General features: G+C 47.8%; 10 protein-coding genes. 7 read left to right on the top strand and 3 right to left on the bottom strand.

The window, feature by feature from the left end; translation table 11 throughout:
• Positions 1-55 precede the first annotated feature (55 nt).
• The 3 genes from ACSQ8O_RS28290 to ACSQ8O_RS28280 all read right to left on the bottom strand — a co-directional run bounded on the left by ACSQ8O_RS28290 (position 56) and on the right by ACSQ8O_RS28280 (position 2,493).
• Positions 56-1,039 carry an electron transfer flavoprotein subunit alpha/FixB family protein gene (locus ACSQ8O_RS28290; RefSeq protein ID WP_436244403.1) on the bottom strand — a complete coding sequence of 328 codons (984 nt, stop codon included), beginning with the start codon at positions 1,037-1,039 and terminating at the stop codon, positions 56-58.
• 38 nt (positions 1,040-1,077) lie between these two features.
• Positions 1,078-1,842, bottom strand: coding sequence for an electron transfer flavoprotein subunit beta/FixA family protein (locus ACSQ8O_RS28285; protein ID WP_236284895.1), 765 nt, complete (start codon positions 1,840-1,842; stop codon positions 1,078-1,080).
• A gap of 63 nt (positions 1,843-1,905) precedes the next feature.
• Positions 1,906-2,493 (bottom strand): TetR/AcrR family transcriptional regulator, encoded by a 588-nt coding sequence (locus tag ACSQ8O_RS28280; RefSeq protein ID WP_268796233.1) that lies wholly within the window; start codon positions 2,491-2,493, stop codon positions 1,906-1,908.
• 272 nt (positions 2,494-2,765) lie between these two features.
• Here ACSQ8O_RS28280 and ACSQ8O_RS28275 point away from each other — a divergent pair, with 272 nt between their 5' ends.
• The 7 genes from ACSQ8O_RS28275 (at position 2,766) to ACSQ8O_RS28245 (ending at position 14,648) form a co-directional block, all read left to right on the top strand.
• On the top strand, positions 2,766-4,805 hold the full coding sequence (locus ACSQ8O_RS28275) for a (Fe-S)-binding protein (RefSeq protein ID WP_436244402.1): 2,040 nt from the start codon (positions 2,766-2,768) through the stop codon (positions 4,803-4,805).
• A 92-nt stretch (positions 4,806-4,897) separates the two neighbouring features.
• The gene (locus tag ACSQ8O_RS28270) at positions 4,898-7,291 is read left to right on the top strand and encodes a 3-hydroxyacyl-CoA dehydrogenase NAD-binding domain-containing protein (protein ID WP_436244401.1); all 2,394 of its coding nucleotides are present in this window, start codon (positions 4,898-4,900) and stop codon (positions 7,289-7,291) included.
• Between the two features lie 323 nt (positions 7,292-7,614).
• Positions 7,615-8,802: an acetyl-CoA C-acyltransferase gene (locus ACSQ8O_RS28265; protein ID WP_436244400.1), complete on the top strand. Its 1,188-nt coding sequence runs from the start codon at positions 7,615-7,617 to the stop codon at positions 8,800-8,802.
• 76 nt (positions 8,803-8,878) lie between these two features.
• The gene (locus ACSQ8O_RS28260) at positions 8,879-10,651 is read left to right on the top strand and encodes an acyl-CoA dehydrogenase family protein (protein ID WP_436244399.1); all 1,773 of its coding nucleotides are present in this window, start codon (positions 8,879-8,881) and stop codon (positions 10,649-10,651) included.
• Positions 10,652-10,688: 37 nt separating this feature from the next.
• Positions 10,689-12,359, top strand: a complete 1,671-nt coding sequence (locus ACSQ8O_RS28255; RefSeq protein WP_436244398.1) for a long-chain-fatty-acid--CoA ligase — start codon at positions 10,689-10,691, stop codon at positions 12,357-12,359.
• A gap of 54 nt (positions 12,360-12,413) precedes the next feature.
• The gene (locus ACSQ8O_RS28250) at positions 12,414-12,830 is read left to right on the top strand and encodes a PaaI family thioesterase (RefSeq protein ID WP_436244397.1); all 417 of its coding nucleotides are present in this window, start codon (positions 12,414-12,416) and stop codon (positions 12,828-12,830) included.
• Positions 12,831-13,046: 216 nt separating this feature from the next.
• Positions 13,047-14,648: a PucR family transcriptional regulator gene (locus ACSQ8O_RS28245; RefSeq protein ID WP_436244396.1), complete on the top strand. Its 1,602-nt coding sequence runs from the start codon at positions 13,047-13,049 to the stop codon at positions 14,646-14,648.
• The last annotated feature ends 18 nt before the right edge of the window (positions 14,649-14,666 follow it).

Here is a 14,666-nt window from a genome sequence, read left to right as displayed (position 1 = left end):
TTATTAAGCAGCCCCCTTCGCGTATTGCGAAGGGGGCTGCACTCGTCTGCTGCGTTTACGCCAGCAGCTTTTTAAACTCCTCGGTCAGCAGCGGCACGACCTCGAACAGATCGCCGACGATTCCATAGTCGGCGACTTTAAAGATCGGCGCCTCCGCATCCTTGTTGATCGCGATGATGACGCGCGAAGAACTCATCCCCGCCAAATGTTGAATGGCGCCGCTAATGCCACACGCGATGTAAATTTCCGGCGTCACGACCTTGCCGGTCTGGCCGATCTGCATCGCGTACTCGCAGTACCCCGCGTCGCAGGCCCCGCGGGAAGCCCCAACCGCGCCGCCTAAGACGGCAGCCAGCTCTTCGAGCGGCTGGAATCCATCGGCGCTGCGCACGCCCCGCCCGCCGGAGACGACGATCTTGGCTTCTGCCAAGTCGATGGCGCCGGACGTCTTTTTCACGACCTCCCGGATGATACTGCGCAGGGAAGGAGCGGGATAGGCAACATCGATGATCACAGCTTGACGCGAAGCGTCAGGCGAAGCAGGCGCGATGTTGTTCGGTCTTATCGTGACGACCCATGGTGCGGCAGGGTCGGTAAACGCTTTCTTTTCGACCGCTTTGCCAGCGTAAAGCGGTCGGGTGAACAAGACGTTATCGCCGCTGCGTTCGATGGCGGTAACGTCAGAGATTTGGCCTGCGGAGAGCGAAGCGGCGGTCAATGGTGCAAGGTCTCGGCCTATCGCTGTATGGCCGAAGAAAACGGCATTAGGTCCGGCAACAGCGGTAACGGCCAACAAAGCACTTAGATATGCCTCAGAGCTATAACTCTCGAGCTGAGGATCCTCGACTACATAGACGGTTTCTGCTCCGTAAGCAGCGAGCTCACCAGCCAACGCTTTCGTGCCAGCGCCACCGAGCATAACAGCAGCAAGTGTATCACCATCAGCAGCAGAAAGCTGCGCCGAACGTAAGGCCTCAAAGGATACTTGACGAAGCTTGCCACTGCGAGCTTCTGCAACTACAAGAAATTGTTTAGCCATCGATATAGCCTCCTAAGTAATTATAGTTTCGAGTGCATTTAGATCACTTTGGATTCGTTTCGCAGTGCTTGAACGAGCTCAGTTACTTGGTGGGCAAGCTCACCTTTGAGAATGCGACCAGCTTGACGCTCAGGCGGGAGGGATAAAGCCAGTCGTGTCGTTTTGGCAAGAATGGCATCAGCGCCAGAAATATCATCTAGGGTTAAGTGCTGGAAAGGTTTTTTCTTCGCTTTCATAATGCCAGGAAGTGAGGGATATCTAGGTTCATTCAAGCCTTGTTGCGCTGTAAAAAGAGCAGGGAGTGGTACCTCGATGACTTCAATATCGCCTTCGGCGTCCCGGTGAACAAGTGCTGTTTCTCCTGTGATTTCCAGCTTCGTAATTGAAGCAACATGAGGCAATCCAAGTAGGTTAGCTAGACGAATAGCTACTTGACCTGCACCGTTATCAACGGAGAAGTTACCTCCTAGTAAGAGATCGACAGATTGGCTGCGTAAATACGCGGCTAAAATTTCAGCAATTTCAAATTCGTCCCCGAGGATTCGGTCATCGGTAATCAAAACAGCCTCGTCAGCACCCATCGCGAGAGCGGTTCGCAGTGCTTCCGCCGTGCGATCAGGTCCGATCGATAGAAGTGTCACTTTACCGCCATGCTCATCTCGCAATTGTATAGCTTGCTCTACCGCATACTCGTCGTACGGATTTATGACGAACTTCGCGCCATCCTCTTGAACGACGCCATTCTGCAAGACGATTTTCTCCTCTGTATCAAACGTTTGCTTCAATAATACAAAAATGTCCATAGCCAAGCTCCCTCCTGAATATACATGAAATAGAGACCTTTTCTCGCTTGCCCAACGTTTACATTACGACTCAATTCCTTTAATGAAAAAATCAAGCGTAGGTCCAACTTGTGCAGTTAATGAATACTTTTGCCCAGAAATCAGCCAAGAGGTGACGACTTCATCCATACCTCCAAAAATAAGAAGTCTCACCAGCTTCACATCCAGATCCGCACGGAAGCTGCCGTCATTCTTTCCTTTTTCTAATATATTTTCAATGAGGATAATATATCTCTTTAGGGCAAGACCAATCTCTTTACGAAGCTCCAAATCACTTTGACGAAGCTCAATTTGCGTGAGGTAGGCCATATGAATGTTATTTTCCAGCTCACTAAAATGGATCTCACAGATTTTACGCAGCGCCTCCTTCGGGCTCGTGCTTTCTCGGACAGCTGCGTTGAATTTCTCGACAAGCTCGCCTAATTTCTCTTGAAAAAGACTAGTTAAGATATCCTCCTTCTTCTTGAAGTAGAGATAAATGGTGCCATCCGCGACGCCGGCTTCTTTGGCAATGCGTGAAACTTGGGATTTATGAAACCCGTTTTCCGCAAATACTTTCATCGCGCCTTCGAGAATCGCATAATACTTGTCTGGTTTTTTGCCACTTGTCAAGGAGATCACCTCGGTGTTAGAATACAAATATCGGTGAATGAATACTCATTCATTTTGTAATTTCATCATAAAATACGCAGTACGCCTTGTCAACGACTTATTCCGCTTAACCAAGCATGTAAGGAGGTTTGTCGGCTTACTCTTCACATTGAAGCAGGTTTCTACTCTTATTTTAAAAAAAGGGACTCACGGAATTTGCTTTTTTGCGATTCATGAATGTAAGCGTTAACAAAAATGTTGTGTTAACAAATTAAATAAAAGGAGGGTCCTCCATGACCGGTACGCTGATTCAGTTTCTCCTCTTTCTGACGGTTACGGGTTTGGCACTCTACGGGTTCGGCCGGGTTGTGTATCACCGATACTTATACATTCAGTTGGGGAAATCGGTGGATTTGAAGAAGGAAGCGAGCTTAAGGCTCAAGGGGTTTATGGTTCAAGTGTTTGGCCAGACGAAGTTATTGAAGGATAAAAAAAGCGGCATCATGCATATCGTGATTTTTTATGGCTTCATCATTCTACAGCTAGGCGCGTTGGACCTTATTTTAAAAGGATTAATTGACCGAGGGTTACCTGTCCCAGGTTATGACTACTTCACCCTCATGCAGGAAGTGACGGTCGGGTTGATCGTGCTGGCCATGGGTTACGCGACCTATCGACGCTATATCGAGAAGCTTAAACGCCTTAAGCGAGGCTGGAAGCCAAGTATTGTTGTGTTCTTTATCATGTTCCTGATGTTGTCAGTCGTCATTAGCGGTGGTTTTGAACGTATTCGTGAGGGGCTTCCAGCTTCAGGCTTCGCTCCGTTGACATCGGTTTGGGCAGCTATGTTCGAAGGGATGTCACATTCAGCGGCAACAGTTGGCTTTTATGTAGGCTGGTGGATGCATCTGTTGATCTTGTTGTCCTTCCTTATTTATGTGCCGCAGTCCAAGCATTTTCACATTATTACCGCTCCGATAAACATCTTGCTGCGACGCACGGAGCCGACAGGGAAGCTGGCATCCCTGAATTTGGAGGATGAGGACGCAGAGACATTCGGAGTTGGCAAGATTGAGGATTTTACGCAAAAGCAGATGCTGGATTTCTACTCCTGTGTGGAATGTGGTCGTTGTACGAGCGTATGTCCCGCTAATACGACTGGCAAGCTGCTGTCCCCAATGCATCTCATTACGAAGCTGCGCGATCATTTGACGGAGAAGGGGGCGGCCATTACTTCCAAATCTCCTTGGGTTCCTGCCATGGTGTTCGCACCAGAATCAACGGGGAACCCGCTCGAGGTTGAACTCATCGGAGGCGTGATCACCGAGGAAGAGCTATGGGCTTGTACAACCTGTCGAAATTGTGAGGATCAGTGTCCAGTAGCGAATGAGCATGTGGATAAAATCATTGATATGCGCAGGCACTTGGTGCTAACGCAAGGCAGTATGCCGCATGATGGTCAACGCGCACTTCAGAATATTGAAAGACAAGGCAATCCTTGGGGAATTTCCCGCAATGATCGGGTGAAATGGGTCAAAGAGGTCGACCCAGAAGACGAACTTGAAGTGCGAACTGTTAAGGAAAATCCAACCTTCGAGTATTTGTTCTTTTTAGGCTCAATGGGTGCCTATGATAATCGCAGTCGCAAAATTACACATGCATTCGTGAAATTAATGAAGGAGGCTGGTATCTCTTTTGCCATATTAGGAAACGAAGAGAAAAATTCAGGCGACACACCGCGTCGGATGGGGAATGAATTCTTGTTCCAACAGCTGTGTGCGGACAATATCGCTACTTTTCAGAAGTATAAGGTAGGGAAGATCGTTACAACATGCCCGCATACGTACCACACGTTCAAAAATGAGTATCCCGAATTTGGATTAACGGCAGAGGTTTTTCATCATACAGAACTGCTGGATCTCTGGGTGAAAGATGGACGCTTGACTCCGCAATATGAGGTCAATGAACGTATAACGTACCACGATTCATGTTACTTAGGTCGTTATAACGAGGTGTATGAAGAGCCACGTAACGTGTTACGGGCGATTCCTGGTGTGGAACTTGTGGAACAAGCGCGTTCTCGTGAGAACAGCATGTGCTGTGGAGCGGGCGGAGGCATGATGTGGATGGAGGAAACAGCCGGTACTCGTGTAAATGTGGCGCGTACAGAGCAGCTGCTGAGTGTAAAACCAACGGTGATCTCCTCGGCGTGTCCTTATTGTTTGACGATGGTGGAGGATGGCACGAAGCTGAAAGAAGTAGAAGAGCAGGTAAAAGCACGAGATATCGCAGAAATTCTTGCACAATCGGTGTTCGGTCAATCGAAAAACTAAAGTAGTGCATATGATGCTAGTTTTTCGATCGAAAAACTAAAGTGATGCTTTCGAAGCTAGTTTTCTAATGAAAACTTTAAGGAGATGATCTCATGACAACTATTCGTACGGCAGCGGTAATCGGTTCGGGTGTAATGGGTTCCGGTATTGCTGCGCATTTGGCCAATGTAGGTATTCCTGTTTTATTGCTCGATCGTGTGCCTGAACAGTTAACACCACAAGAGGAAGCGGCAGGTTTGACGCTCGATCATCCCAAAGTACGGAATCGGTTTGCTGTTACTGCTCTGGAGAAGCTCGGTAAGACTAACCCAGCACCCTTGTATAGTGAAACTTTTGCTTCTCGCATCACGCCAGGGAATATCGAAGATGATTTGGCGAAACTGAGCCAAGTGGATTGGATTGTCGAAGTCATTATCGAAAATTTACAGGCTAAACAAGAACTTATCGCTCGTATTGAAAAGGTGTGGAAGCCCGGTACGATCGTTTCGTCGAATACGTCAGGAATTTCCATAAATGCCATGGTTGAGAACGCTGGGGAAGTATTCAAGAAACATTTTCTAGGGACTCATTTCTTTAATCCTCCGCGCTACATGAAATTATTGGAAATTATTCCGAATGAGCAAACGGATCCTGCGATCATCGCGAGTATGAGTGATTTTTGTGAGAAAAAGCTTGGTAAGGGCGTTGTGCAAGCGAAAGATACACCTAATTTTATAAGTAATCGGATTGGTACTTACGGTTTGCTGATTACTTTACGAGAAATGCTGACCAAAGGTTATACGGTTGAAGAGGTAGATGCGGTTACAGGACCTGCCATGGGGCGGCCGAAAAGCGCGACATTCCGCACACTTGACCTTGTTGGTCTTGATACTTTTGTACATGTGGCGAACAATGTGTTCGATCTCGTGACGGATCCAGTGGAGAAGGAAGTTTTCGATACGCCTGCTATTTTAAAAGAGATGGTAGCCAAAGGCTGGATTGGCGAGAAACAAGGTCAAGGCTTTTATAAAAAGGTGAAAACGGCGGAAGGTAAGGAAATTCAAGCTTTGAATTTAGAGACTATGGCATACGCAGCAGGTCGCAAAATTAGTTCAGCATCCTTGGAGGCTGCCAAACAGGCGAAGGGAACTGTGGGCAAGTTGAAGGCATTGCTTGGTGCGAAGGATCGGTATTCGGAACTGGCGTGGAACATTCTGAAGCCGGTTCTACTGTACGCTGCTGAGAAACGCGACGAAATCGCGGAAACAATCGTTGATATTGATAATGCGCTCAAGTGGGGTTTTAACTGGGAGTTGGGTCCTTTTGAGACATGGGATGCGATTGGGCTAAAACGTTCTGTGGAACGCATGGAAGCGGAAGGCAGTACTGTTCCCGAGTGGGTAAAAGCATGGATTGACGCGGGTCATGACAGTTTCTATGAGCGGAAAGAGGGTCGGACCTTCGCGATCTTGAACGAGGAGCTTCGCGAGGTGGAGTCGCCGCCAGAGATCATTTCGCTGGCATCTCTCAAGCAGCAGAACAAAATCATCCGCTCGAACAGCGGAGCGAGTTTAATCGATATTGGTGATGACGTAGCTTGCCTGGAGTTCAACTCTCCGAACAATGCGATCGGGGCCGATATTCTCACGATGATTCAGCAAAGTGTTGATGAGGTACGTAGTAATTATCGGGGGCTGGTTGTGGCCAATGAGGGCAAAAACTTCTGTGTTGGCGCCAATCTAATGCTCCTGTTGATGGAAGCTCAGGACGGCGAGTGGGATGAAGTGGATGGTATCATTCGGTTATTCCAGAACGCCATGCTGAAGCTGAAAAGACTGGATAAACCTGTCGTCGCTGCCCCGCATAAAATGACGCTCGGTGGTGGCGTAGAGGCATGTATGCCAGCGGATCAAACGATTTTCTCGGCGGAGACGTATTACGGACTCGTTGAAACGGGGGTTGGACTCATTCCTGCCGGAGGCGGCTGCAAAGAGTTAGCGTTGTTGGCCAGTCAGCAAGTAAGAGATCCGGAAGTTGATCTGCAGCCATGGATCAATGCGGCATTTGAGACCGTGGCCATGGCGAAGGTGTCCACGAGCGGCCATGATACGAAACGTCTTGGCTATATGCGAGCGCAAGATTCCGTAGTCGTAAATTCGGATCATCGGATTTATGAAGCGAAGCATGCCGTGCTTCGGATGGATGCGGCAGGCTATACGCCACCTGCGATTGAGAAAATCCGTGTCGTAGGCGAGAACGGGAAGGCTGTTATGCAGGTCGGTGCCTACTCGATGCTGAAGGGCGGCTACATTAGTGCGCATGACCAACTGATTGCCAATAAACTGGCACATGTTTTAGCAGGTGGGAATGTACCTGCGGGGACATTGGTGACGGAGCAATATATGCTGGATTTGGAGCGCGAGGCGTTTTTGAGCTTATGCGGTGAGATCAAGACGCAGCAGCGGATGCAGTATATGCTCTCGAAGGGCAAGGCTTTGAGGAATTAAGAAACTGGCGTTGACTTACCCCTCACGAGTAACTCCGTTAGGGAACGTAGAGACGCTATTTGTGAGTATTAACCCTGATTTCGAAGTTAAGGGGAACGACAGTGCGCTAATTGGTCCAAAAACGAGTAATTAGTCGTCATTTCGAGTAAATAGTGCACCTACGTTCCCTTTCACGCCCAAATAAGCTCATTCCGCTGAAATAGCGCACTCTCGTTCCCTTTCGGGGCAGGGGAGAGAATGAGGTTGAGGATAAAGATAACGAAAAGGATGAGAACACAATTTGTGAAGTATGATACCCAACTATTCCTAATGAGGTGAGTTCGATGAAGGAAGCCGTCATTGTATCCATAACACGCACAGCTGTTGGACGCGCGAAAAAAGGTAGTTTCGCGCAAACACGCGCGGAAGATCTAGGCAAAGCCGTACTCGAAGAAGCCGTACGGCGAGTGCCTGGTCTCGACAAGGGTGATGTCGAGGACATCATCATCGGGTGCGCGATGCCCGAAGGCGAGCAAGGGCTGAACTTCGCCCGCACGATGTCGCTGTATGCGGGCTTTCCCGTGACCGTGCCAGCAATCACGGTCAATCGCTTCTGTTCCTCCGGCTTGCAAGCCATCGCCTATGCGGCGGAGCGCATTATGCTCGGCCACGCCGAGGTGATCATCGCCGGAGGCGTTGAGAGCATGAGCCACGTCCCGATGACGGGCTTCAAGCTCTCGCCGCATCCGCGGCTGGTCGAGACCATGCCCGAGGTGTACATGGGCATGGGGCATACGGCCGAAGCCGTCGCGCAGCGTTTCGGCATCTCGCGCGAAGCGCAGGATGGCTTCGCGACGCGCAGCCATCAGAAGGCAGCGGCGGCCATCGCAGCGGGCCGCTTCACAGACGAGATCGTGCCGGTGAGCACGAGCGTGAAGGGCGTGGACGAACGAGGCAAAGCCTTCGTTCGTGAGTATGTGTTTGCCACGGATGAGGGCGTTCGCCCCGATACATCCGTGGAAGGGCTGAGCAAGCTGAAGCCTGCGTTCAGCTTGGGGGGCTCTGTGACGGCGGGCAACGCGTCACAGACGTCTGACGGCGCAGCTGCGGCCGTGCTGATGAGCCGTGAGCGCGCGGAAGCGCTCGGGCTGAAGCCGATGGCGACGTTCCTGTCATTTGCACTTTCCGGTGTGGAGCCGGAAATCATGGGCGTTGGCCCGGTCAAAGCGATTCCGAAGGCGCTGAAGATGGCAGGTATTTCCCAAGATCAAGTCGATCTTTTTGAGATTAATGAAGCTTTCGCCTCACAGTGCGTTCATATCGTTCGCGAGCTGGGAATTGACGAGGAGAAGGTCAATGTAAATGGAGGAGCGATTGCACTGGGTCATCCACTTGGCTGCACAGGTGCAAAGCTGTCAACAAGTTTGATCTATGAGCTGCAGCGTCGAGGCGGCGGGTACGGGGTTGTGTCAATGTGTATCGGCGGTGGTATGGGAGCAGCTGGCGTGTTTCAAGTCCATGCAGCGGAGTAAAGCAGCACTCATATTTCATTTTACCTTCATATAGGTGTTCATTATCATCATTCCAAATCATAAGGAGAGTTGACTCATGACGAACAAAGTCGTTGGCGGAAGCTTTGTTATATCGGATCTTGATTTTCATTCCATCGTAACACCGGAGGATTTCACGGAAGAACATCGTATGATTGCAGAAACAACGCGTGACTACGTAAACGGGGAAGTTATGCCGAATGATGAGCATATAGAAAAGTTAGATTATGATTTGACTGTCAAACTCATGCGTAGTGCCGGTGATCTTGGGTTGCTTGGGGCGGATGTGCCAGAAATCTATGGCGGACTCGGCTTGGATAAGGTTAGCTCTACGATTATCAGTGAGAACCTAGCACGTGCCTCTTCATTTGCTTTATCCATTGGCGCGCATGTTGGGATTGGAACGTTACCTATCGTGTTCTTCGGTACAACAGAGCAGAAGAAAAAGTATCTGCCTGACTTAGCGACAGGGGCGAAAATTGCTGCCTATTGCTTAACGGAGCCGACATCTGGATCAGATGCCCTTGGTGCCAAAACTACGGCCCGTCTATCTGACGACGGGAAACACTACTTGTTAAACGGCTCCAAACTTTATATCACAAATGCTGGATTCGCAGATATATTCATCGTATATGCGAAGATCAATGGCACAGACTTTACCGCTTTTATCGTGGAAAAAGGAGATCCAGGCTTTACGATGGGACCTGAAGAGAAAAAGATGGGAATCAAAGGCTCCTCGACGCGCCCTTTATTTTTCGAAGACGTGAAAGTGCCTGTAGAAAACCTGCTCGGTGAAATCGGGAAAGGACATCTCATCGCTTTTAACATTTTGAACATCGGACGCTATAAACTAGCTGTTGGTTGTCTAGGTGCTTCCAAGGAGACGATCGAGCTTGCAGTGAAATATGCGAATACGCGCCAGCAATTCCAAACACCAATCTCAAAATTTCCGCTAATTGGTAAAAAACTTGCAGAAATGAATATCCAGACTTATATCTTGGAAAGCATGGTGTACCGGACGACTGGCCTATTTGATACGATCCTCAAGGATATTGACCATTCCAGTCCTGATGCAGGCAAAATATCGGCGAAAGGCATATCAGAATACGCGCTCGAATGCTCAATTAATAAGGTATTTGCATCGGAAGTTCTAGACTTTGTTGCGGATGAGGGACTACAAATTCATGGTGGTTACGGCTTTATCCAAGAATATAAAGTAGAGCGGATCTATCGCGACTCGCGGATTAATCGTATTTTCGAAGGGACAAATGAAATTAATCGTCTGCTCATCCCGGGTACACTAGTCAAGAAAGCGATGAAAGGCGAGCTGCCTTTGCTGCAAAAAGCGCAAGCACTACAAGGTGAGTTACTTGCCTATATGCCAGGTCAAACGTTTGAAGGTACATTAGCTGAAGAAACTCATTTGGTCGGGATGGCCAAAAAGGTGTTCCTCATGGTGGGCGGGCTTGCCGTACAGAAATACGGTATGGCTCTCGAGAAAAATCAGGAAGTATTAAGCAACCTTGCGGATATCATGATTCAGATTTTTGCAGCCGAAAGTGGTCTGTTAAGAACCCAAAAGCTCATTCACAAACTTGGTGAAGCGAAGGCGACGAATGCCATTCAAGTTACGACTGTATTTATTCATGAGGCTTTTGACAAAATTGAGGCATATGCGAAAGAAGCGCTCAGTACGATGGAAGAAGGAGATGTGCTTCGGACTCAACTATCCATACTCAAGAAGCTGTCTAGACGCAGTAGTGTCAATACGGTGGGGTTGAAGCGCGACATCGCCGCACGTGTAATTCAGGGTGAGAAATTCATCGGATGAGTCTTGGGAGTCAAGAACCTGAAGGGGATGGTTTTGTATGAGGGAGTCAAAGCCTTGGCTGCGTCATTATCCATCGGAAGTGGCGCCGACTTACGAGTACCCGAAACATAATCTAGCACGTTTGTTGGTTGATTCAGCACATCAATTTCCCGAACGGCCTGCCTTGTATTTCTTGGGGAAAAAGCTATCGTATCGCGAATTGCTACATGCGTCTTATCAATTTGCTCACGTGTTAATGGATCTTGGGGTACGTCCAGGGGAACGGGTGTCGATTATGCTGCCGAACTGTCCTTCGGCTATCATTGCGTACTTCGGCACGTTGATGATGGGTGGAATTGTCGTGATGACGAATCCGCTTTATGTCGAGAGAGAGCTGATTCATCAGCTCTCTGATTCGGAAGCTGTCGTCATTATTACATTGGATCTGCTATTTGATCGCGTACAGAAGGCGAAATCGCGGACATTTCTGCGTCATGTTATCGTGACCTCGATTAAGGACTATTTACCGTTTCCTAAGAATCTTTTATATCCGATTAAAATGAAAAAGGATGGCGCCAAACTGGATGTTACCTATGGTGATGGCGTATATGCATTCAAGAAGTTACTGCGAGCAGCTTCGGCTACCCCTATCTGTGTTGACGTCAACGCAGATGACGATATTGCCTTGCTTCAATACACAGGCGGAACCACAGGATTATCCAAAGGTGTGATGCTAACGCATACCAATTTAATTGCCAATACGTATCAGACGAGCAATTGGTGTTATCAAGTCCAGCCTGGCGGAGATCGTTTCTTAGGGGCGATTCCTTGTTTCCACGTCTTTGGTCTGACGGTTCTACTGAATCAATCGATGTATCGAGCAGGGATGCTAATCCTTATTCCAAAGTTCGATATTGATATGATTCTCGATACGATTCACAAATTAAAGCCTACGATTTTCCCAGGTGCACCTACAATGTATGTCGCGTTAATCAATCATAAACGGGTGAAGGAAGTTGATATTTCTTCGATTAATGTTTGTGTAAGCGGTTCAGCGCCACTGCCATTGGAGGTTCAAGAGCGATTTGAAGCGTTGACCGGAGGTAGATTAATTGAAGGGTACGGGCTAACAGAGGCTTCTCCGGTTACGCATGCGAATCCGATTTGGGGTTTTCGTAAAATTATGTCCATCGGTGTTCCTTTTCCGGATACGGTAACGAAAGTCGTGGATTCTGACTCTGGCGAGGAAATGCCGATTGGTGAAATCGGTGAAATTATTATTAAAGGCCCTCAAATTATGAAGGGTTACTGGAAACGGGAACAAGAAACGGCAAAGACGATCAAAGATGGCTGGTTATATACCGGTGATATGGGACGCATGGATGAGGATGGTTTCTTTTCAATCGTTGATCGTAAAAAGGATTTAATTATTGCAGGCGGCTTTAATATTTATCCACGCGATATTGAAGAAGTTCTCTACGAGCATCCAGCGATTCTCGAAGCGGCTGTCGCAGGTGTTCCCGATGAATACCGTGGGGAAACCGTGAAAGCTTTTATCGTGCTAAGAGAAGGTATGACGCTCTCGGAAAAAGAGTTAGATGTCTGGTGCAGAGAACGATTGGCGGCCTATAAAGTCCCTCGTAAAGTTGAATTCAGGCAGTCTTTGCCGAAAACGATGATTGGAAAGGTGCTCAGGCGGCAATTACTAGAGGAAGAAGTTAAGCGGTAAGTGTGTTTTCTCATCATGCGTAGGGGCAGCCCTTACAAAGAAGGAGGGAGTCCAATGGATGATGGAAATGATCGTATAATTCGCAAATTGCAGCAACTCGCAGCAGCAGCGGAGCCCACCTTCTGGGGCTTTCTGGGTTGTGAATTTGTAGACTTGAAGGACGGTGTTATCACGATTGCCTTGGAGGCGAAGCCGCATCATTTGAATCCGATTGGCATGGTTCATGGCGGTGTAACCTCATCATTGTTAGATACGGCAATGGGCATTATTGCAATGATAGCTAGGCCCGAGGAGAAGGTTGTTACGACAAATCTGAATGTGCATTTTGTGTCACCATTATATGCGGGTAGGCTGCTCGTGACAGCAGAACTTGTCCATCAATCACGTAAAATGATTACCGCCCAAGGCCGAGTTGAAGATAGTGAGGGTAATTTGGGAACGATGGGGACAGGGACGTTTCGGGTGATTTAGACGAAAGCTTCAGCAAAAGGAGCCTTCATTACCATGGAGATCGTGGTTGTGAAGGTTCTTTTCCACATTTAATGTCATATAACCTTACATAAAATTAATAATTTTCATGAAAATTTCATAAAATTTCTATTGATGTTATGTTTTCTTACGTAAATACATTGACTGATGACATACGGTCATCCTATAATCGATGAAAAGGCATAGGGGGGAAGCACGATGCATCTTACCATTCGTGAAGCGTTGGCGATTTATCCATTAACGGAAGCAAAGCTAGTCGCCGGCAAACAAGGGGAATCCCGAATTGTTAAATCAGTCAATGTCATGGACGCACCTGATATTGCAGATTGGACGAAATCAGGTGAAATGCTGTTTACTACAGCCTTCGCGATGAAAGACAGCCCGCAAGAAACCGTGAACCTCCTGCGCAAACTAAATGACCGCGGAGCCGCAGGTCTAGGGATTAAGCTCGGGAGATTTTGGACGGAGCTGCCGCAAATCGTTATGGATGAAGCGGATCGATTACATTTTCCTATTATTGAGATGCCCTTTCAATTTACATTTTCGGATCAAATGAATGCACTTTTTAACGCCGAGTATCGTCGAAATACAGAACTGCTGCAAACGGTACTTGAAAAGCAGAAGAAGCTGATGCAATTTGGACTAAAGCAAGACAATATGCTTTCTATGTTTCAACTCGTCTGTGAAATTTTGGGGTATCCGATGGCGGTTGTTGGATCGAGAGGTCAAGTTTTATATAATACCAGTAACTGGAGTTCTGAACAGCTTGCTCAGAATTGGCCGAAAAAACGGAAGTCTGGCTGGGTATACGCGGGGAAAGAAAGAGCGTATCGCGTTGGATTGCAACAACAAGATGATGAACCATTAGGTCATTTGTTAATTATTCCAGATGTGATGTTACTAGCAACCGTTGAAGAAGGTTTGTTCCAACAAGCCGCTGATATATTGACCTTTCATATGAGTTATACATTCAGATCCCATGTGGAAGCTTCAGCAGAGCGGGATTTACAGAATAACCTGATCCGCTATTTGGACAAAGGAACTTCCCTTGAAGAGTTTATGGAGCAAGCTGAGTCCAGAGGATTATTCATCTTCACAGGTGCTTACCAATGTGTGATTGGAAAGTGCAAGAAGGAGTCCTTGATTCCAGATGCTACAAACGAGAAGCTTAAAGAGTTAAAGCAATACATGGAGTCCCATTCGAAATCAAGCAACTTGCGTGGACATCATTTTGTTCTGAAGGATCACCTGTTCTCCATTTACTCGACGACACAAGCGGATGGCTTCCCAGAAGAAGAGCTATCGCAATTGTTAAGTAAATATGAGGGAGACGCTGGGCATGCGTCCGATCGAGATGGCATGGTGTTCTACACGTCAGCGCTAAAGGTGAAGCCAACGGCGCTTCGCGAAGCGTACCTGGAGTGTGGTGAAACGGGGCGGATGGCAGAGAAGCTCTGTTTGCCTGATCGAGTCCTGCATTATGAAACGATTGAATTCGCTCATCTCTTCCAGCACTTGTCGTCTCCGATGATGGAGGATTACTGTGCCAAGATCTTGCGTCCTCTCTTAGAGAAGGATCCGGAGTACTCCCAAGAAATGATTCGTACACTTGAAGTTTTTATTCGGAATGATGGTCAAGTCAGCGAGGCGGCTAAGCAATTATTCATTCATCGTAATACGGTTACGTATCGGTTGGAGAAAATTAGTGATCTTCTGCAAGTCGATTTCAAAAAAGTAAATGACCTCTTGAAGCTGAAAGCGGTATTCCTTTTCCGTCAATTTTTGCAAGTGAGATCTTAAGTCAATAGAACCCGAGGT

It is taken from the genome of Paenibacillus sp. LjRoot56 (genome assembly GCF_964253335.1).
Taxonomy (GTDB): Bacteria; Bacillota; Bacilli; order Paenibacillales; family NBRC-103111; genus Paenibacillus_E; species Paenibacillus_E allorhizoplanae.
Note: the sequence above shows the minus strand (reverse complement) of the source record. Positions and strands in the feature narration are given on the sequence as shown.